Annotated in this window: 20 protein-coding genes; 10 read left to right on the top strand and 10 right to left on the bottom strand. The window is 34.5% G+C overall.

All coding sequences use genetic code 11. The features are described 5' to 3' along the window. Positions 1 to 3: 3 nt before the first annotated feature. The 5 genes from ACZZZT_RS21680 to ACZZZT_RS21660 all read right to left on the bottom strand — a co-directional run bounded on the left by ACZZZT_RS21680 (position 4) and on the right by ACZZZT_RS21660 (position 4,006). The gene (locus ACZZZT_RS21680) at positions 4 to 681 is read right to left on the bottom strand and encodes a type 1 glutamine amidotransferase domain-containing protein (protein WP_463461890.1); all 678 of its coding nucleotides are present in this window, start codon (positions 679 to 681) and stop codon (positions 4 to 6) included. 2 nt (positions 682 to 683) lie between these two features. Beyond that, entirely contained in the window at positions 684 to 941 is a 258-nt protein-coding gene (locus ACZZZT_RS21675) for a muconolactone Delta-isomerase family protein (protein ID WP_463461889.1), read from the bottom strand. Between the two features lie 140 nt (positions 942 to 1,081). Beyond that, the gene (locus ACZZZT_RS21670) at positions 1,082 to 2,107 is read right to left on the bottom strand and encodes an amidohydrolase family protein (RefSeq protein ID WP_463461888.1); all 1,026 of its coding nucleotides are present in this window, start codon (positions 2,105 to 2,107) and stop codon (positions 1,082 to 1,084) included. Between the two features lie 38 nt (positions 2,108 to 2,145). Further along, positions 2,146 to 2,580, bottom strand: coding sequence for a helix-turn-helix domain-containing protein (locus ACZZZT_RS21665; protein ID WP_463461887.1), 435 nt, complete (start codon positions 2,578 to 2,580; stop codon positions 2,146 to 2,148). A 424-nt stretch (positions 2,581 to 3,004) separates the two neighbouring features. Continuing rightward, positions 3,005 to 4,006, bottom strand: a complete 1,002-nt coding sequence (locus ACZZZT_RS21660) for a carboxymuconolactone decarboxylase family protein (protein ID WP_463461886.1) — start codon at positions 4,004 to 4,006, stop codon at positions 3,005 to 3,007. A gap of 278 nt (positions 4,007 to 4,284) precedes the next feature. Between ACZZZT_RS21660 and ACZZZT_RS21655 the strand changes: the two genes are divergently transcribed. Then, complete coding sequence (locus ACZZZT_RS21655) at positions 4,285 to 4,656, top strand: hypothetical protein (RefSeq protein ID WP_463461885.1); 372 nt, start codon at positions 4,285 to 4,287, stop codon at positions 4,654 to 4,656. Positions 4,657 to 4,664: 8 nt separating this feature from the next. Then, a complete protein-coding gene (locus ACZZZT_RS21650; RefSeq protein ID WP_463461884.1) occupies positions 4,665 to 5,180 on the top strand; it encodes a helix-turn-helix domain-containing protein in 516 nt (171 codons plus the stop codon). An 88-nt stretch (positions 5,181 to 5,268) separates the two neighbouring features. On the opposite strand, the gene ACZZZT_RS21645 is transcribed toward ACZZZT_RS21650, so the two are convergent. Then, positions 5,269 to 7,578 (bottom strand): glycoside hydrolase family 3 protein, encoded by a 2,310-nt coding sequence (locus tag ACZZZT_RS21645; protein WP_463461883.1) that lies wholly within the window; start codon positions 7,576 to 7,578, stop codon positions 5,269 to 5,271. Between the two features lie 9 nt (positions 7,579 to 7,587). Next, the gene (locus ACZZZT_RS21640) at positions 7,588 to 9,858 is read right to left on the bottom strand and encodes a porin family protein (protein ID WP_463461882.1); all 2,271 of its coding nucleotides are present in this window, start codon (positions 9,856 to 9,858) and stop codon (positions 7,588 to 7,590) included. A 386-nt stretch (positions 9,859 to 10,244) separates the two neighbouring features. On the opposite strand from ACZZZT_RS21640, the gene ACZZZT_RS21635 reads away from it, so the two are divergent. Beyond that, on the top strand, positions 10,245 to 10,988 hold the full coding sequence (locus tag ACZZZT_RS21635; protein WP_463461881.1) for an NUDIX hydrolase: 744 nt from the start codon (positions 10,245 to 10,247) through the stop codon (positions 10,986 to 10,988). 358 nt (positions 10,989 to 11,346) lie between these two features. Here the strand turns inward: ACZZZT_RS21635 and ACZZZT_RS21630 are convergent, their stop codons facing one another. Continuing rightward, positions 11,347 to 12,282 (bottom strand): NAD(P)-dependent alcohol dehydrogenase, encoded by a 936-nt coding sequence (locus tag ACZZZT_RS21630; RefSeq protein WP_463461880.1) that lies wholly within the window; start codon positions 12,280 to 12,282, stop codon positions 11,347 to 11,349. A 155-nt stretch (positions 12,283 to 12,437) separates the two neighbouring features. Continuing rightward, positions 12,438 to 13,034 carry a Crp/Fnr family transcriptional regulator gene (locus ACZZZT_RS21625; RefSeq protein ID WP_463461879.1) on the bottom strand — a complete coding sequence of 199 codons (597 nt, stop codon included), beginning with the start codon at positions 13,032 to 13,034 and terminating at the stop codon, positions 12,438 to 12,440. 329 nt (positions 13,035 to 13,363) lie between these two features. Between ACZZZT_RS21625 and ACZZZT_RS21620 the strand changes: the two genes are divergently transcribed. Next, the gene (locus tag ACZZZT_RS21620) at positions 13,364 to 14,272 is read left to right on the top strand and encodes a helix-turn-helix domain-containing protein (RefSeq protein WP_463461878.1); all 909 of its coding nucleotides are present in this window, start codon (positions 13,364 to 13,366) and stop codon (positions 14,270 to 14,272) included. 96 nt (positions 14,273 to 14,368) lie between these two features. Beyond that, entirely contained in the window at positions 14,369 to 15,097 is a 729-nt protein-coding gene (locus tag ACZZZT_RS21615; protein WP_463461877.1) for an SDR family oxidoreductase, read from the top strand. 995 nt (positions 15,098 to 16,092) lie between these two features. On the opposite strand, the gene ACZZZT_RS21610 is transcribed toward ACZZZT_RS21615, so the two are convergent. Then, complete coding sequence (locus ACZZZT_RS21610; protein WP_463461876.1) at positions 16,093 to 16,944, bottom strand: oxidoreductase; 852 nt, start codon at positions 16,942 to 16,944, stop codon at positions 16,093 to 16,095. Positions 16,945 to 17,222: 278 nt separating this feature from the next. Between ACZZZT_RS21610 and ACZZZT_RS21605 the strand changes: the two genes are divergently transcribed. The 5 genes from ACZZZT_RS21605 (at position 17,223) to ACZZZT_RS21585 (ending at position 20,285) form a co-directional block, all read left to right on the top strand. Then, positions 17,223 to 17,558: a nuclear transport factor 2 family protein gene (locus ACZZZT_RS21605; RefSeq protein ID WP_393051177.1), complete on the top strand. Its 336-nt coding sequence runs from the start codon at positions 17,223 to 17,225 to the stop codon at positions 17,556 to 17,558. A gap of 8 nt (positions 17,559 to 17,566) precedes the next feature. Continuing rightward, on the top strand, positions 17,567 to 17,860 hold the full coding sequence (locus ACZZZT_RS21600; protein ID WP_463461875.1) for a hypothetical protein: 294 nt from the start codon (positions 17,567 to 17,569) through the stop codon (positions 17,858 to 17,860). Between the two features lie 192 nt (positions 17,861 to 18,052). After that, the gene (locus ACZZZT_RS21595; RefSeq protein WP_192185095.1) at positions 18,053 to 18,445 is read left to right on the top strand and encodes a GlcG/HbpS family heme-binding protein; all 393 of its coding nucleotides are present in this window, start codon (positions 18,053 to 18,055) and stop codon (positions 18,443 to 18,445) included. Between the two features lie 51 nt (positions 18,446 to 18,496). Further along, positions 18,497 to 19,309, top strand: a complete 813-nt coding sequence (locus ACZZZT_RS21590; protein WP_192185094.1) for an SDR family oxidoreductase — start codon at positions 18,497 to 18,499, stop codon at positions 19,307 to 19,309. Between the two features lie 157 nt (positions 19,310 to 19,466). Further along, positions 19,467 to 20,285 carry an SDR family oxidoreductase gene (locus ACZZZT_RS21585; RefSeq protein ID WP_463461874.1) on the top strand — a complete coding sequence of 273 codons (819 nt, stop codon included), beginning with the start codon at positions 19,467 to 19,469 and terminating at the stop codon, positions 20,283 to 20,285. The last annotated feature ends 54 nt before the right edge of the window (positions 20,286 to 20,339 follow it).

The raw sequence follows: 20,339 nt of genomic DNA, 5'->3' as shown, positions 1-20,339 counted from the left end.
CGTTTATTTGTTTAACAATAATTTAGACAATGCTTTACCAACACTGGCAGCAGACTGCGGATTTTGACCTGTAATTAAACGACCATCGACAACGGTATTGTCACTCCAGTTTTGTGCCGGCTGATGAAACGCTCCATTGGTTTTTAAGGCATCGGCTAATAAAAAAGGAACTACATGTGTAGATTGTACTTCTTCTTCTTCGTCATTTGTAAATGCCGCTACTTTTTTTCCGCTAATTAAATACGAACCATCGCTTAATGTAGCATTTACAAGCGCTGCAGGTCCGTGGCATACTGCTGATACAATCTTGCCGTCTTCATATATTTCGCGAATAGCGTTTATAACGGCTGGTGTATCTGGAAAATCCCACATTGTTCCGTGCCCGCCTGCAAAAAATATCGCATCGTATTGTTTTATATTTACCTCTTCTAATTTCAGGGTGTTTTCAATTTTATTTCTAAAATTGGTATCGGCCCAATATTTAGCAATAACAGGGTCATTGAAGTCTTCTAATCCGTCAAGCGGAGCTGCTCCTCCTTTTATAGAAGCAATATCTACATGAATGCCATCATTTTCCAAAACTTCTAACGGATGGGTAACTTCTGCTAAATTAAATCCGGTTGGAAGCTTGGTTTCTCCTTTCTCGTTACAACTTGTAACTACAAATAATACTTTTTTCATGATTAAAATTGTTGGTTTAATAGCGTGTATTCTATTTTTTCAAAATATTTATAAAGAGGGAATCGGGCAAGCAGTTTCTGTACTTTATCCTGATCTGTCTCATTAAAAATAAGAACGGCACCACCCATAGCATCTTTAATAAAAAGATGTGCTAAAGCACCTTCTTCTTTCAAGGCGGCCACAACCGCAAATTCTTGAGGTAAAATCTCTTCAATGTTTTCGACTTTGCCTAAAACAGTGTTTACTAGTATTGTATTCATATTTTTCTTATTAAGTTATACAGCAAAATTATAATGCATTAGAGGTAATTTGTTAAGAAGATTTATACCGATATTTATGAATTTCAAACCATTTTAGGTCTTAAATAGAAGTATTTCAAACTAAAATAGAGAATGTAGTGTTAGAGATGAAAAAGGCTCTCTGCGTTTTTGTATCCAATTTTTTCTTTATCCTCATTTGATATTGAGACATTTTCCAGAAAACTTCGTGTATTTTTATCAATCAAAAAAGGATAATCACCAGAATACAAGATCTGGTCTGATCCAACTTGTGAAATGGCAAATTGTAATTGTGCTTCAGAAAAAAGTCCGCTTGGTGTGATGTAAATGCTACTTTTGTAATATTCAGAAATTTTCCGATCTAATTTTAAAGTTTTACCAAGCTGATCATCTAAGCGATTTAAATAAAAAGGAACCATCTCGCCCCAGTGGCCAGATATAAGCTTAAGTGAAGGGAGCTTGTCGAAGATGCCTGAAATAATTAGTCTTATAATTCCAATGCCAGAATCTAAATGCCATCCGTAACCTGCACCGGCAAACATTGCCCCTGCAATAGCTGGCCACTGATCACTTTGATAATAGGAACTTGCAATATTTTCTGATATTGGGGCAGGATGCATGTAAAGAGGTACATTAAGATCCTGTGCTTTATAAAAAACAGGTAGAAATTCAGGATGATCGAAAAAACGTCCATTATAAGTTCCTGAGAGCATAGCACCTTTTAGACCTAATAAATTTACTGACCTTTCCAGTTCTTTGCTTGCTTCTACAGGATCTGCCATGGGTAAGACTGCTAATCCGGAAAATCTATTTGGGTATATTTTGATCAGCCGTGCTAATTCATTATTGGCCTGTTTGCACAAATCTAATGCTAAAATTTTGTCTGTAATATTCTGCGGACTACCTGGTCCATAGGAGAGTATCTGCATGTCTATACCGCTGTCATCCATAAATTTAATTCGGAGCGCTGCTATATCTTCTATTACATCGGTATTAGGTAGGGCAATGGACATCAGTTCTTTTTGTACCTGGTTAGATGATGAATTAGAAGTACTTTTTGAGGTATTAAACGCCAATACTTTTTGTGAAATTTCCTTAAGAGTAAAATGCTCTTCTGTAGTTATAATTTTTAAAGTTGAGTAAGACATTTGATTCGATTTAAATTGTTTTAATTCAGTATTAAATATCAGTTTGTTTTGCGAAATGATTTTGGACTTAAACCTGTTGTTCTTTTAAAAACATTATCAAAATAAGAAGTATATTCAAAACCCAAAGTGCAGGCTATTTCTGTAATGCTCCAATCAGTATGCAGCAGTAAAATTTTAGCTTCTGTTACAATTCTTTCATTGATGATTTTTAAAATTGTTTTTCCGGTTTCCTTTTTTACCAGACGGTTTAGGTAATTGGGATGAACGCTCAGTTGACGCGCAAATTCAGTAGCAGTTTTAAAGGGAAGAATACGATTTTTATCCTCTATCGGAAATTGTTCATTGAGCAGATTTAAGAATTTGGAAGAGATTCTTTCTGAGGCTTTTTTACTATTGAAAGCGGCAGGATTGTTTCCGTCAATATTCAGTTTTAATGCTTCATGAATCAATATACTGATGAAATTACGTATCATATCTTTTCTTTTTACATATTGCCCGTTGCTTTCTTCCAGGATTCTTTCGAAAATAAACTGAATATTTGCTTTTTCCTTATCTCCAACAACTTCATATACAGGAACTTTTTCTATGTTGAAAATAGAAAGCAGTTCTGCGTGATCAAAATATCCGGCTACCTTCAGGAAATTTTCAGTAAAAAGACAGCTGTAGCCACTTTGTTCCGATTCTGTTTCCCATGAATATGGCGTATTTATATTGCCAAAAAAAGATGCATCCCGCTAATGGTGATACTTTTGTCTCTAAAGTGTACCGTACTTTTTCCATCAACTAAACATATCCGATAAAGATCTTTTCTACCAAAAGAGGGCGAATAAGTATCCAGATTTTCAATCTTAAATGCTTTAAAATCATTTGCATCCATTGGCTTGTTTGGTATTAGAATTACTTTCCTGTTTTTTCAAAAATAAGTTGCATCATCTCAGGATCTAAAGCAGTCATATCTACTAATTTTAATGATTTTACCATTTTTAAGGTTGTAGTTTTATAATGCTGAAAATGGGGTGTCTGCAAATGAGATTTATAAGCTTTTTGATTGGCGTATATTTCAATTATCCTGATCTGTAAAGGATTTTCTTTTTGAAACATAGGATAAATGGCAATCACTCCTTCTTCCAATTTTACAGATTCTGAAGATTCTTTATCCAATATGGTTTTGTATTCTTCTAAATATTCCGGAATAATTTCGATTTCAGAAATTCTTACCATCATATCAGATTCGATAATCGGTATGGCAGGCTGTCCAATAGCATTTCTTAAAACATTGGCTTGTATTTTTCCTGCTGTTTTTTCGATAATAGTAGTAAGTTCCAAAAGCTGTGGGTCTGTAATTCCGGTATTTTTACCCATAAACAGATGCGCTTGCAGTTGTGGCTCAACTCCGGTCATTGCGGCAAGTGCAGAGATGGTAACAAACTCTCTTTGACGGAAAGTCAACACATCACGATTGAAAATATCGGCAAACAAATGTTCTTTTAAAAAAGTATCTATTACAGGAGCAAAAGCGGCGGCACCTGTTTTGGGACCCGTTTCTTCTTTATTCGTTAATTTTTGAAGATTCTCTTTTCCTGATTTATATTTGTCGGTTACGGTTGTCGCAGAAGCATCTTTACCTACAGTATCTTTTATACCCTTAGATTTTCTTTCTTCTAGAACCGCCATTAGCGTGTTGACAGCATTTAAACTTCGGGGAAATCCGCAATAGGCATAAAGTTGTACCAAAGCTTCTTTTATTTCATTTATGGTGAGGCCGGCGTCAAGACCAGTATTTATGGCAGGTTTCAATTGTTCTAAATTTCCTGTAGCTGTAAGTGCGGCAATAGCAGCCATGCTTTGCTGATGTGTATTTAAGGTTTGATCTTTTTTATCGTTGTTTTGTGAAGTCATTGTATTGAAAATTAAGCAGAAAGTAAATATATGTAGAGAGAGTTGAAATTTCTTTTTTGTCATAGCTATGTGGATTTATAAATTAAACAGGTTGAGAACTTTACTAAAGTTAGTGAAAGAAATATTAGTAATTCTCTACTTTTAACTTATACAAATTTCGGGATTGTAAAGGACCTGATTTTATACAAAGTACAGATGTATTTACCATTTTTACTGATTTTGAATACGGATTGTCAATTTCACTAGTCTGTTTGCTAAATTTGTATAAACATTTGGTTATGGAACGAATTGATAGAATTGAAACCGTTAAGCAATACAATGATTCAGTAGGAGCAGAGACTTTGCATCCTCTAGTTAGTGTTGTCAATTTTGATGAAATACCAACTTACCAGTATTTTAAAAGATATATGGGTGTTTATTGTGTTTTTTTGAAATATATAAAATGCGGTGATATGCGTTACGGATGCCAGTCTTATGATTATGAAGATGGTACACTGGTTTTTATTTCACCGGGTCAGATTTATGGAATTGATGGCAGGAACGAGATTATTAAGCCGTGGGGCAAAGCACTGGTTTTTCATCCTGATCTGCTTGCCGGAACAAGTCTTGCCAGACAAATCAAAGACTATTCTTTTTTTCTTACGAAGTAAATGAAGCATTGCATTTATCTAAAAAAGAAAGAAAAGCCATTAACGATTGTTTTGAAAAAATTCTAACCGAGATAGATCAAAATATTGACAAGCATAGTAAAACACTTATTGTTTCTAATATTGAACTTTTATTAAATTACTGCATGCGATATTATGACAGGCAGTTTATCACTAGAAATCATGTAAATAAAGATATTCTGATTCGTTTTGAAAATCTGTTGAAGGATTATTTTACCTCGGGTAAGTCTAAGACTTTAGGGCTTCCTTCAGTAACTTATTGTGCTGAACAATTGTTTCTTTCGGCTAATTATTTTGGAGACCTTATAAAAAAAGAAACCGGAAGTACAGCTTTAGATTATATTCAGTCAAAATTGATTGATGAAGCAAAGACAATATTATTTGATCACGAAAAATCGGTGAGTGATATTGCTTATGAATTAGGTTTTAAATATCAGCAGCATTTTACAAGATTATTTAAACAAAAGACAGGACTCACTCCATTACAGTATCGTATAAATGCATAATTAAAAAAGAGATACATTTATAATAGTATAACCGTTGGAAAAATATAAAGTTTCCAACGGTTTTTTTAATACTAGAATTCGGAAGACGCTATTTGTGATATTTTTGAGTGCGTTGATCGTGAATTTGTCCTTTCCAATTTAATCCAAATCCAAAATCGTAGCTGTTTCCTTCACTGTCTAAGTGTGGGACCATATCATAAGGGAGATCTTCTTTTTGCTCTTCAACGGTTTTCATATCAGCTGGCATTTGCAAGGGCAATAAACCTGATGGTTCATAATTACCTGAAATAATATCTAAAACAGCTTGTGTGGATACTCCAAAATTAAGAACTATACCATCGGCAAGTTTTTCAAATTCGGCAAATACCATAGGTTTTGTTGCTGTTACTGAAACTATAACCGGCTTGTTCTTCATCATTACTTTGACATCTTGAATAGTACGCAAATCCATAGTATTGGCCGCCGTCACAGTTTTACCTTTATAGGAGCGGTCTTTAATAGTAGGATCTATTACTGGGTCACCTGCAGCTATACTGTGCTCACGGGCATCATTAGCAGAATATGTACCATATTGTAGAGAAATTGGCACATAGCCATTTCCACCTGCTTGGCGTTCATCTAAATTATATCCAGACTCTGCACTTTGTGGGCTGTTAACAAAAACAATGGCCAAATCGGCTTTAGAGGGATCATCGGTAAAGTTAAAATATTTTTTTACCAGCTCTAAATTTACCGGATAATCAAGTGAAGGCTGTTTCATATTACCCCACCAGTCTTTAATTGGTGCACTATATATTTTTGGAATATAAATAGTTTTCTTTTCTTTTATAGGAAGTAAGTTTCCTTTATTTTTCAGCATTATTATTGATTTTATCTGGGCTTCGTAACCAGCTTTCATAAATATTGGGTTGCCTACTATTTTTTTGGATTGGACAGGGTCTATATAAGGATTTTCAAAAAGACCAAGGCGGAAAATATTCTTTAAGAGTCGAACGGCAGAACGTTCAAAGCGAGCCCTCATATCTTTTTCTCCGAACTCTTTTACACCCATATCATAAGCCGCTAAAACAGGTTTTTTATCATCATTTCCTCCAAACTGGTCAGCCCCTGCCATAAGTGCTTTAAAGTGCCTTTCGATGACGGTCAGAGTTTCTACACCCCACGATTTTCCTGCAAATACATTTGGTGTTTTTCCTTCGTCGGCAGTAATAAGCCAATCGGTACATACTACACCATCATAACCATATTTATCACGCAACAAATCAGTGATGAGATATTTACTATATGCATTTCCTACATTTTCACCATTTTTAATATCCTGATTATAAGATATGGTATAATAAGGCATCACAGCGGCAGCCTTGCCTGTTTTTCCATTTAATTTAAAAGCTCCTTGAGTAAAAGGCAAGATGTGATTCAATAGGTTGTTACCAGGATATACTGCATATTTTCCAAAAGCCCAATGTGCATCACGACCACCTTCTTCAGGACCACCGCCTGGCCAATGTTTTACCATTGCATTGACAGAATTGTAGCCCCAGCCGTCTTTAATTTCGTCTTTTCCATAGGATGTTTGAAAACCATCTATATAACCACGTGCCATATCGCGTGTAAGTTCCGGACTCTCACTAAAAGTCATATTAATACGGTTCCAGCGTGGTTCTGTAGCAAGATCTATTTGCGGTGATAGAGCAGTTGTCATTCCCAATGCGCGGTATTCTTGGGCTGCTATCTGACCAAATTGTTCGACGATGGCAGGGTCAAAAGTAGCGCCCATTGCAAGACCATCGGGCCACATGGAAATTTTACCTCCAGCACCGGAATTAAATTCACTAGTAACCGCAGCCATATGGCGTGGATCACTGCTTGTATTTCCTGGTATACCAAGGCCAATGCCTTCAACAAATGCCTGCATTTCGTTATTCCATAGTGCAGCAACCTCAGGACTTTGTACAGTTGAAACAAGTACATGACGCACATTATCATCCTGTAGGAAACGCATTTGCTGATCAGAAAGGATCCAAGGATTTGCGCCACTCTCTTTATACGGTTTTCCACCATAGGTTCCAGAGCGATAACCCATAGCATCAGCAGGTATGCTTTGATGGCGGCTATAAAGCATAAGACCGGCAATCTGTTCAACGGTCATTTGGCTGGCAAGGTCTTTTGCACGTTGATCAGCACCAAGACGCCAATCTTCATATTTATCAAGTTTTCCATTTTTATTCAAGTCTTTAAAATACTTACCGTTCACTGTAAGTATTTTAATTACAGATGTATTAGAATATCCTAAAAGAGGTCCATTGGTGTTTGCAAGAATTTTAAAATTGTTTTGCTGGGCGTGTAGTGTTGCAGCTAGAGAGAGAGCCACAAGTGCACAGAGATATAATTTATTCATATTGTTGAATTAAAATTTAAAGTTAATAGATGCTTCTAAAGTAAATGGTCTAATGTATGAACCCACAAGGAGCCTGTCATAATAAGGTGAGGGATCAGTAATAAGTTCAGCACCGCTAATAGTACCTTTTGCACCGCGTTGATTTAAAAAGTTAACAGCAGTAAGACCAAGATCTATATGAGAATTAATTTTATAGTTTAAACCTCCAAAAGTTTCCCAACGAGGCTGGAAATATAAGGCATTGGTAAGATTGGCATATTGCTGTGAAAAGTATCTGAAACTTGCCCAAACTTTGAATTTTTTATAGGTATAGCTGGGATCTATTTCCATTAGAACCTTTGAAATTTCCAGCACATTTTTATCATCATAAGAGTAATTATTACCAAAGGCTGAAAAATTATAGTTTTTATATATAGGGTCTTGAAAAGTAAGAAGATAGTGTAGATTAAAACCTTTAAAAGGAGTCGTTACAATATCTGTCGTCCAGCCGATAGTCTGAATGTCATAAAAAACTGTGGTTACCTGTGATTGTGCACCATCATTAGGATTTACAAGATTCAATCTGCTAAAATTGTTGTTACGGGTTAAGTATGTAGCTTGTGATACAATGCTTAGCTTGTCATGATTATAGTAAAGACCAAATCCAAGTAAAGGACTTTTTGTCTTTGCTAAGTTTGGTGATGCAAAACTTGAATAGTTTTCAAGCTGTACGTTTTTTTCAGTATAAGTAAAGTCAGCAAGTACACCTGCCTTTTTGGTGACCTTAAATACAGTATTAACTGAGCCTCCTACATTGTAAAAATCATTGTCGAAGAAAGTTTTTTGAGAAGGATCAAATACAAAACCGGGTGTTCTGGGTGTCTGGTAATAATCTCCTTTTACTTTATGGTATCTTAGATTTAGTCCATAATTTACAGTTAGCCATGGAGTAGCATTCCAATCATCTGAAAAGTAAGCCGAAAGCTTATTTTCAAATCCGTTATGATATTCACCGCCTACATTATAGTTATAGAATCCATATTGGTCGGTATTTGATGTTCCTCCAGCTGTATTACGTATAAGTTTATCAGGATTTGCACTAACAGTTTGATAGTAAAAAGACCTGCTTGAAGTATACTCGTTGACTCTGTAATATTGTTCAAAAAGCCCTAATCTAAAATTGTGCTCTTCCGTAGTTTTTTTAAGTTCAAAGCGCCCCATAAGCGTTGTGGTTGGCGTACCTGGAGTATTTAGAGCTACCATAGAATTTACATTTCCCGTATATGGTAAACCAGTTGAGGCATAAGAATAACCTGCTGATGCATTTACGTTGGATATACTTAAGGGTACAGCAGATAGCTGGGTTGCCTCAGCATAATGCAGGCGTGTATCAAAATACAATTTCCAGCTATTTTTAAAGTTGTAATGACCTACGATATCAAAATTATGCGATAGGGTTGCGGCATCACTTCCTCCAAGGTTTTTATTTGAGAATTCTCCGGTACGGATGTCTTTAAATCGAAGAGTACCGTCATTAATGATATAAGAGTCCCGACCAATTTTAAAGCCGTCAATTTCTTCAACTTTTCCGCCTTCTTTGTATTGAAAAACAGCGTAGTTGGTAAGTGATGCTGAGTTGGCATATTTGTATATAGCACTAATTTCGCCTCGTCCATTCTCGAATTTTTTTGTTAGACCTGCTCGGTAAATTTGCGTCCTGTCAGCGTAACGGGCAAATTTTAAGTCATAAGTACTGGGGTCAAAATTGGCATATGCACCAAGGGTATATGACCAGCCTTTTGATAGGGGGCCACTTACATTGAGATCACCTTTAAGCCAACCAAAATTGCTGGCGGAGATGTTCCCTACAATCGCAAGCTTATCACTACCTAATCTTGTATAGGAATTTACTGCAAAGCCTAGATCGCCAAGGGTAATGGCTGCTTCACCAATTTTTAACAATCCGGTACGACCAAGGCTGGTACTCTGTCTCCAGGTACGGTTAGGTAATTCTGGCCAATAAAAGTATACTACAGGTAAGTTATTCTCTTGAATAGTAATGCCGCCAAGAGTGGAAGGGAGCCCAATATTAACATCTCGGGGACCTGTATTATTAGCAGCATTCAGCATTATATTTCTGTTTTTCTCTTCTTTGGTATCTGAAGAAGCAATCTTAACTTTCTTAACTGTATCTAGTATAGCTGTAGAGTTCTCTGTTGGACTTTTCGTGCTATTTTGTGCACAAATTGAAAAGGACACAAATGGGATTAATAAGATGATAAATTGAATTTTTTTGTTCATAAGGATTGGTCGTATTATTAAGGTTAGTGTAATTTTGTAATTTTCTCTTCATTATGAAGCAAAAATAATTAAATTAGTATCTCTTTAAATAGAGGGGTGTATTTTTGCATTATCATTATTTTAATACGCGGACTAATAATAATAAATCAACAAATCAATACTGTTAAGACTTGTTATTGTGTTTTTACAATCAAAGTTATTGCGTTTTCAAATTGGTTGGGCTTGCTATATTTGGACAAATTCAATAAAAAACGTCTATTTTTGTAATTTTCTCTTCATAATGAATAAAAAACGAAAAAGTTGATTCAAAGCTTTGCATCTTATATAGGGAATATTTGGAATTGATTATATCAGTGGTATTTATTACTTTAGCAAAAAGATTTCCTTTGAAAAAATTTCTTATAGAAAGGTCTGAAGAGGCTAAAAAATTATATATACCTCATTTATCAATTGATTGTGTGATATTTGGTTTCACTAATGATGTCTTAAAAATATTATTAGTACGCTTAAAAAACTCCCAATTATGTAGTTTGCCCGGAGGTTTTCTACTGAAAGAAGAGAAAAATTTTGATACAGCGGCAGCAAGAATACTAAAGGCCAGGACAGGAGCTGAAAATGTTTTTATGGATCAGTTTAGCTCTTTTAGTGAATATGATCGTGCAGGAAATACATTTAAAGATTATCCGGATGATTTATGGCATAGGCAGCGCTTTATTACCATTGGCTATTACGCTCTTGTGAATTTTGACACCATCATTCCTGTGGTTGATGAAATTTCTGATTTTTGTGAATGGGTAAATGCGGATACTATTCCTGAGATGATAATGGATCATCGGGAAATAATAGATACTGCACTTCAAACCCTTAGAAAAGAGATAAATTATAAACCTATTGGTCTAAATCTTTTGCCTTCCGAATTTACAATGCTTGAACTTCAAAGACTTTATGAAGCTATATTGGGAATAAAACTAAACAGAGGTAATTTCTATCGAAAAATCATTTCATTTGATATTTTAATAAACCTTGGTAAATCTCAAAAAGAGGGCGTTCATAAATCGTCTATTTTTTACAGATTCGATATTGATAAATATAATGAAGCTGCCAAAAATGGTTTTAAGCAGATGTGGTAACATTAATCAAACAAGATTTTGAAAATCAAAAATAATTGAAAAAGCTAAAAAAACTATTTCATCAGAAAAAGTATCTAAATGATATTGTGCTTATGAAGTAAGTTTTAAATAGCAGCAGTAATTTATCGGATTATAAAAAGACAGGGCTTATGTCATTGCGATATCGAATAGATATCACTTAGAAAATACTATAAAAGCTTTTTAAATGAGATATAGAAAGCTTTTATAGTATTTTTGTGAAATCCTGATAGATGAACATCGCAAAGTATATAATTACAGTAGAACTTATTTATAATAGTTTAGTTCTTTTAAAGTAAATTATCAATTCAAGGATGGACAGCTTTTTTTGATAATATACTTATATGTTGAAAACAGTTTTGCCAATAGCGCCTTGCTTAGAAAAATTTTCATAAGCCTCTTTATATGCTGTCAAGGGATAAGTTTTGCTTATGTGAATATCCATACCTTCTACAACATAATCTGCCAAAAGATTTAAATCCTGACTATTGGATTTCATCATAATAAATTTGTATTTCTTTTTAGAAAATAGATTATTAAAAAATGAGTTTATAAATACTGGTAATGTTGGGAGAGCAGTAACATAAGTTGCTTTGCGATTCATTAACTTCTTAGCTTTCGAGAAGGGAAGTTTATTGGAAAGTTCAAGAATAACATCAAATTTTTGATTTATATCACTTACATTCTGTTTGTTATAGTCAATTGTGTGATCGCTTCCCCATTTTTTTAAAAGATCTTGAGATTTTCCACTTGCTACAGCCGTTACGATTGCTCCCTTTCTTTTTGCAATTTGTATAGCAAACATTCCAACACCGCCAGATGCTCCATTTATTAAAACCTGCTGACCTTTGAGAATGTTACTTTTTGCCAGCATTTGCAAAGCCGTTTGTCCAGCTGTCGGTATTGAAGATGCTTGTTCGAACGAAAGCTTTGTTGGTTTTAACGAAACCTGCTTTTCGTCAACCAATATATACTCTCCCAGTACACCTTCCTTAAAAGGATCAAGCAGGCCAAATACTTCATCACCCTTTTTTAAATTGGAATTATTATGACTCATACTTTCGATTACTCCCGAAAAGTCACATCCAACAAATTTAGGAAATTTGGAACCTGACATTAGCTTAACTTCTCCCATAAAAATTTTCCAGTCTAAAGGATTTAGGGAGACAGATTTAACTTTGATTAAAAACTGGTGATTGTTAGCAATAGGCTTTTCAACTTCTTGAAGATGTAAAACTTCTACACCACCATATTTATTATAAACTACTTTTTTCATGGATTAATTATTTCTTAAAGATTTGCTTTTATTAATTAGACGTAGAGAAATACCGAAACTTCAAAATTGAAGCTAAGTGCAATTGCAAACGACTATGTTTTATGAAGCAAATGTATAAGAAGGTAAATTGTAAACTGTTGACTAGAATCAACAAATTATATCTTGGCAATTCTTTTACGGATTCGGCTAAGTGTCTCTTTACGGATACCAAGATAGTTAGCAATATGTTTTTGTGAAACACGTAATATCAGTGAAGGACGTTGCTTTAGAATTTCAAGATACAAATCCTCAGGTGAGGTCATCTTATTGCGACTGGTTTCTTCCCGAATCTTAGCATTGTCGGAAAAGTTTTTTAAAATAGTGTAATGTTGAAGCCATGGTGTATGCTCCATTGCATTGCACATATCGTCGCCTGTTATACAAAGCAGCGTGCTATCCTCAAGAGCCTGAAGATTCATATTGGTTGCAATACGATTAATCATGCTTTCTACTTCGCCTGTCCACATACTTTCATCATAGAACTGAGCAATTTGTTCGTATCCCTCATCATTAGTTAAATACTGTCGAAAACAGCCTTTAATTATAAATGAAGCATACTTAGGAACTATACCAGCCTGATAATGATGTTCTCCTTTTTTTAAATAAACGATTTTGAAAAGGCTTAAAAAGCGCTCAAAATCATCTTTAGAAACAGGAATGTAAGAGCAAATATGTTCATGGAAAATATCAGTATTCAAGGGATGTGATTTCATCTCTATTGCTGTTTAAGTTTTTTTTGCAGATTTTGTTTTGGAATAAAGTGAAAACTCCGCAACAAAAATACGGATTTAAATAGAGTAACTGATAGCTCTTTTTTAAAGACGGTTATTACAGTTGTAGCAAGAGAAGCCTTTCAAGAAGATAAGCCCAAACTGTGAAACTCAAGTTTGTTGAAATAAAAAATTGTTACATATATTTGAAGCCTGTTACATAATGCTGTCCTGATAATTAAAAGATATCCTTAATCTAAATATGCTAATGTCAAATTTGGATATCATACAGGGAAATGTACGAGAAACAATTTACTTTACAAATAGTACAAATGAAACCAACATCATTAGAAGACTTTTATAAGCACACTCTTTCAGGTTCTCCTGATGATATTCCTGCTCAGTCGGGGCATTTTAATGTGTTTAGGGTAAAAGATATTAATAGACTAAAACCTGCCGATGCTGCGATGTTTTATAACCGTAAATCTTTCTTTAAGATTGCATTGCTTGTTGGCAGTACCAAAGTTAAATATGCAGATACTACAGTTGATGTAGAAGAAAACGGACTTTTGTTTGCTGATCCCAGTGTTCCTTACCAGTACATCGATCAGGATCTTCAGGATGGAGGCTATTTCTGTATTTTTACGGCAGATTTTCTTTTTAATAAAAAAAGCGAAATACTACCAGATGCCCTTCCTATTTTTAAAACGGATCATTACCCTGTTTTCAACATTTCATTCGAACAAAAGAAAGAACTGAGTATTATTTTTGAAAAAATGTGCAGTGAAATAAATAGTGATTATGCTTATAGATATGATCTTATAAGAGCCTATGTTGCAGAACTTATTCATTATGGACAGAAATTAATACCTAATGTAAACAGAAATGAATTGCGTAAAGCTCCCCAGAGAATTGCTGAAAAGTTCTTTGATCTTTTGGAACAGCAATTTTCTATTAATTCTCCTGTAGACAGGGTACAGGTGCGCACACCGAAAGAATATGCAGAGAGACTTCATGTTCATGTCAATTACCTTAATAAGAACCTAAAAGAAATTACCGGAAAATCTACTAGTGAATTATTAGGTGAAAGAACTGCTCGTGAGGGCAAAATTCTTTTAAAACACAGTGACTGGAGTATTGCACAAATTGCATTCTGTCTTGGCTTTGATGAAGTTCCACATTTCTCTAAATTCTTTAAAAAAAACAGTGGCTTGACACCGCTTTCTTTTCGTCAGATATAAAAATAGTTTGATTTGTCTAAAAGTCTGTTTGTATTGTATATCCTCAACTGTTATATGATTTCGACCTTTGACTAATATTAAATTAAATAAAATTATATGAAAATTAGTAACAATAAAATTTTAATTACCGGGGGTGCTACCGGTATAGGATTTGGAATGGCAGAGCGCTTTATTAAAGAAGGAAATACTGTGATTATATGCGGAAGACGACTGGATGCACTCGAAGAAGCTGTTTTAAAACTTCCTTCACTTATAATAAAACAATGTGATCTTGAATTAGAAACCGAACGTGAAGCACTTTATCATTGGATTGAGAAAGAGCATAGCGATTTAAATGTTTTGGTAAACAATGCAGGCATACAAAACTGGATGTCACTCGAGGATCCTGAATTTTTTAACAAAGCAAAAAGAGAGATTACCATTAATATTGAAGCACCATTACATTTGATTCTTTTATTCAAAGGACTTCAATCTTTGAAAACAATAATAAATGTAACTTCAGGACTTGCTTTTGTGCCACTTTCCAAAGCTCCTGTTTATTGTGCTACAAAAGCCTTCTTTCACTCTTTTACTCTTTCTCTTGGACATCTGCTTGAGAATAATAATATGGAAGTAATTGAGGTTATTCCTCCGGCATTAAACACTGATCTTGGAGGAAAAGGAATCCACGATATGTGGGAGTCGGTTGATACTTTTATTGATTCAGTTTTTATACAGTTGAAAGAAGGTAAAAAGAGTATATCTCATGGTTTTAGTATAGCAATGAGCTCTGCAGGAAAGGAAACGTTAGAAGGTATTTTTAATCAGATGAATCCAAAAGAATAGCAGGTAATTGGTGATGAAAAGATAGTTTTTCCTTGCATTGCTTGTCATTTTTAATTTACAATAAATTATATCATGGAGGTTCGAAGATTAGCTAAATAGCAAATTTGGAGTTTCTAATAGATGAATCTAAATGAAATAAAATGGCGTCATCTGTATTCAGTTGGTGCCATTTGACATTTGCGGATATTTTTGCAGATTAATAGTAGATATAATAGTTTCGAACCTAAACTTCTAAGATTTTCCTGAAATTTTACTTCTTCAAAATACCTTGTGCCACGATTCTGCCGCAAAACTTACACTGAAGAAATATTTTTAAAAACAGCTTTAACTTTTTGTAGCAAAAAAGGTTTCCACTCCATTGCTGTTGCGCCACGAATGTGCCACAACTATCAAATTTTCAATTTTAAAGCTGATAACTTGGTTAAAATGAGATGTATAATTCTTTATTGTTTCAAATGTAAAAATACAAATTATTATTAAAGCAGCTCCAAAAAGTAGTAGTGAATGAGGAGTAATTAGATGAAATGGATCTAGTCTTAATATATAATTTTGCCAGAAAATGTAATCGGATAAATTTTAATTATTTACTCAATGCAAAAAGAGATTGCCTTAACTTTTTGTGGCAAAAAAGGTACCAGCTTCATTTTATTGGTTAGTTAAAACTTGCTCTAAATTCTGACGAACTTAGTTTAGTTTTAGTCTAGAATAATTTGCTGAAACTTTGCGAATGTTCAAAACCTAATTCGTAAGCAAACAGTTTTTCTTAGCATAAATTTAATTTAAAATTATAATTACAGTTTGTTCTATCTAAATTTGCATCTTTAATTATTTGCCTAAAGTTCGACTTAAAAGAAATGTTGTTTTTAAGGTTTTCCATAATTTGCGATTTTAAGTTTAACATTCCAGAGCTCTTTTTGGAAGGTTGAATAAAAAAAGCAACTCATTTTTAAAAATGGGTTGCTTAGCAGTTGATCTTTAATTTATTTAGCTATTTATTATTCTTTAGTATCGTCATGATCTGTACTTACTATAGTATCATACCAATTTGTAATGTCGTCTTCAAATTTTTTGGTTTTATCTCTAAACCTTTGAAGTGTATCGGTTCCAAGTGGAAGGTGAACAGGAGGATTTTCAGAAGCTGCTAATTTTATAAAAGCAGCTGCAAGTTTTTCAGGATCTCCTGGTTGCTTTTTATTAGCTGTAGTTACAAATTTTCTCATTTCACCAACTGTTTCACTATAATCTTCAATCACATTTTCTGTTCTTGTTAATGAAGATTGATCCAAAAAGTCTGTTCTGAAGAATCCAGGTGCTACAACAGTTGCATGAATTCCAAGAGGAGCAAGTTCCATTGCAAGTCCTTCCGTAATTCCTTCTATTGCAAATTTAGAAGCACCATAAACACCCCACCCAAAGTATGCGCTCAAACCACCAATTGAGGAAATGTTAATCAAATGACCAGAACGTTTCTCGCGCATGTAAGGAAGAATTGCTCTTGTCACATTAAGAACACCAAATACGTTAACATTAAAATTATCAAATACTTCTTTTGATGTAGCCTCTTCTACAGCTGAAAGTAATCCATAACCAGCGTTGTTTACTAATACATCAATTTGTCCAAATTTAGAAATTCCTGATGCTGCTGCTTTTATAGCTTGTATTTCATCGGTGGTGTCAAGCACAACAACATGAAGGTTTGGGTTGTTGCCTAATCTATCAGCTAAGGCTTCCGGATTTTTTCGTACTGTAGCTACAACATTATCACCTGATTTTAGAACAGCTTCTGTAATATTCAATCCAAAGCCTCTTCCTGCTCCGGTAATGAACCATGTTTTTTGAGTTTTCATTATTTTAAATTTTATAAATTATTACTGATACAAAATTGCTTCAAAAACTCAGGTTACTCTATATGAAAAGGAAAGCAATGATTATGAATATCAACTTTTAGAAAATAAGTTTGTAGAGATCATTCCGACAGGAGCTTATCCACTAGAAATTATTGTTAAAATAACGGAACGTAATTTTGGCTACAAACCAATACATTTTGGCTACATTCTAATAAAGTATTTTCTTGATTTTTGTAGATAATAAAAACTTAATGCCGCAAACAATTAATTAAATCACAATGGATATTAATACCTTTTTACAAAGTTGGCTGGTTACCAGCAATACTTTCGACACTGAAGCTTATGTAAAATATTATGATGAGAGCGCAGTTATAGATGATCCATCAGTTGGTGAGAAATTTAGGGGTCATTCTGGTATTCGTAAATATTTCGAAGATTATTTCGTTGGTTATAATACTCAAACGAAAATTATTAAAATTGATATAGTTGATAAAGAATCAGCTCACTTAGAAGCCTTTTTTACAGGTAATTTTTCGGAAAGAGGCATAGGCGGTACATTAGATTTTACTTTTCACAAAGATAAAATCATACATCTAAAAGCAGATCTGCTATAGAAAAGTCTATGAAAGAGAATCCAGCTATCTTCAAAGATCTTACAGAGACATTTGTTGCAATGAACCTTCCTGTTTCTCATATGCTGCATGATGGTGATGGATTTTCCTTAAGCAATTTGAAAGATTTGTTTAAAGTGCTTCCATTTAAGTCAATTGTATTTCGTCCAAATTACTTCACGATGTTATTTGTCAAAGATGCACATGCAGATTACACAACCGACAACATCACTTTTGCAATGGAACCTGGAACTATTTTTTTACAAATCAAGGCCATTACAGATCATTTGAGTGGTTTGATATGAACGATGTCTATCTGGTAGCCTTTACAGAAGCTTTCCTAAAGAAGAACATTTATGGCGATTGCTCTGAATCTATCTTTGATATTCATAATAAAGGCTTTGTAATTCGTACAATCTACCTCTTGGTTTCGTCGCAACTTTGCTTCAAACAAAACGAGTACTAAATCACACAGTAACAATTTAAAAATAAGTATCATGGAAACAAATCAAAAACAAGCTTTCAAATCCCTATATCAAGCGATTGACAAAGCAAACGAAATTGGTGTAAATGCCAACATTACAATTTTAGATCCTGCAGGGCACTTGAAAGCATTTGTAAGAATGGATGATGCATTTCTTGGCTCGATAGATATCTCAATGGGAAAAGCAAAAACAGCCATGCTGTTCCGTATGAATTCTGAAGCGGTTGGTGAATTCTTAAATCCTGAAAACAAAACTTACGGTATGGTTAACACCAGTGGAGGTCTTGTAGGTTTTAAAGGCGGAGTACCAGTAAAATCAGGAAATGATATCGTAGCCTACATCGGAGTATCCGGAGGCAGTCCAGATCAGGATTTTGAAATCGCAACGGCAGGCAGCTTAGTATAACAACAATTAATAATAAATAATCATATTAAAAATCATTAAAACTTAGAAATCATGAGTACAACAAAAACAATTTTGATTACCGGAGCAGGTTCCGGATTAGGAGAAGGAGCAGCATTTGGTTTAGCTAAATTAGGTCATAAAGTTATTGCAGGAGTACAAATCCTGCCGGAAGTTACTGCCTTACGCAAAAAAGTTGCCGAAGCAGGACTTGAAAACAATATAGAAGTGGTAAAACTGGACATTCTTGACAAATACGACGTTGCCAATGCCTTAAAACGTGACATCGATGTATTCTTTAGTAATGCAGGAATCGGGGAAAGCGGTCCGGTATTTGAAATTCCGCTTGATTTGGTTCGTGCTAATTATGAAACAAATGTTTTTGCTCCGCTGCAATTGTCACAAGGCTTTGCTTCTAAATGGATCACAGAAGGCAAAAAAGGTAAAATCGTATTTACTTCTTCTATGGGTGGATTATTCACGCCATCTGGTTACGGAATCTACGTTTCAACCAAACACGCTCTTGAAGCAGTTGCAGAAGCATTGGCTGATGAATTGAATCCTTACGGAATCAAAATCCAAACCATTAATCCTGGAGCTTACTTAACTGGTTACAACGAAACGATGGCTGAAAATGCTTTCCGCTGGCTGGATGACGACAAAAACTTTACCAAACGTGCTGATATGAAAGCCAATTTCGATTCGCTTTTAGGTACACCAGAAGGAAGACTGGATCCACAGGAAATGATTGATGCAATTATCGAAATTGTACCGTCAGATAACGGTAAATTCAGAAACGTGGTGCCACAGTTTGTAGAAGACATGTTAAAAGATCACCAATTAAAAGCTTGGGAAAATACCATCTAATAACATACCTGAACTATAAAAAAGCCGATTTAACCATCGGCTTTTTTTATGCGCTAAGACCAATCGTTTTTTTGACTACATCATTTACGGTTTTGGATACTAAAATCTGGGTTAATGAAAGGAAATTTGCACTTGTAAAATTTAAATTCAAAACAAAATGAAGACTATATTTATTACGGGTGCATCAGCTGGTCTGGGTAAAGCCACCGCTAGATTATTTCAGGCCAACGGCTGGAGGGTAATTGCAACGATGCGTAATCCTGAAAAGGAAACGGAGTTAAACGTGCTGGAAAATGTAAAATTAATTCGGCTCGATGTTACTCAGAAAGAACAGATTGATAAAACTATTAGTGAGCTGACTGCCAATGAAAGTATTGATGTTGTATTTAATAATGCGGGCTATGGCTTGAGTGGCTCTTTGGAAGCCAGTCCTATCGAAGCAATCGAAGACCAGATCAATACAAATCTTACTGGAGTAATTAAGGTTGTAAAGGCTTTTACTCCTTATTTCAAAGAGAGAGGCAGGGGAATGTTTATTACTACAACATCGGTTTTTGGCATAATATCCTGTCCATTGGCTTCGGTTTATAATGCGACAAAATGGGCATTGGAAGGATTAAGCGAAAGCTTGTCTTACGAATTGGCGCCATTCAATATTACGATTAAAACAGTAGCACCAGGCGGCATAAAATCCAGTTTTGTAAATGGTGTAAAGGCATTTGCGCATCCGGAGTACGATCCGATACAGGAAAAATTGATAGATCTCTTTTTCAACAATAATACGCTGCTTGATTTTAGCGAACCGGAAGTAATAGCTGATGTTGTTTTTGAAGCCGCTACAGATGGTAAAAATCAGTTAAGATACATGGCAGGTGCGGATGCTGTTAAGATAGCCGGTCAGCTTACCGAAATGGGAAGCGAAAATTTTAGAAAACATGTTGGAAGATTGTTGAACATTGAATTTCCGGGCAATTAAATTACATCAAAACAATACAATGAATACTTATATTTGTAAAACGTTCACTAAACA

It is taken from the genome of Flavobacterium sp. AC274 (assembly GCF_979258275.1).
Note: the sequence above shows the minus strand (reverse complement) of the source record. Positions and strands in the feature narration are given on the sequence as shown.